The organism is Yersinia pekkanenii, from assembly GCF_001152565.1.
Classification (GTDB): domain Bacteria; phylum Pseudomonadota; class Gammaproteobacteria; order Enterobacterales; family Enterobacteriaceae; genus Yersinia; species Yersinia pekkanenii.
The window spans coordinates 1-434 of sequence record NZ_CQAZ01000223.1; the positions used below are offsets into that span (position 1 = coordinate 1).

Sequence of the window (434 nt, forward strand, 5' to 3'; positions counted from 1 at the left end):
ACCTTATCAATATGCGAGAGGGCCGGACTTACCACACTCAGGCTTCCTCTGGCGGATCACGCGAAAAAGAGAAACTGGAAAAAATGGTATTTTCCGGTGAAGTGGTGATGCTGAGTGATATCTATGGCCCCGCCCGGCTGTTCTACATCAATGGAGAAGGTCAGTTGATGTCAGCCGATCCTCATGCTTTTCGCTTGACAGGGGCCGCAAAGATTATCGAGGCGTTTAACGCTTCAGTGAAATGTCGGAACTATCAGCGAACGGGTGGAAAGCCACGTTCAACACAAGCAAGGCGACTAAAGAGCACGACGAATACGATACCCGAGCGTTCTATGATAACTCGCGCTTCCGATGAATCTGGACGGGTATTATCTGCAAAATGGCAATCGGTCACCGATAGCGCCAAAACCTTATGGGAAGCAACCCCTTTAACA

Annotated in this window: 1 pseudogene; it reads left to right on the top strand. The window is 49.5% G+C overall.

Annotated elements, in window-relative coordinates:
- Nucleotides 1-434 (top strand): annotated as a pseudogene (locus tag AEP37_RS27525) (HNH endonuclease signature motif containing protein); the annotation flags it as partial.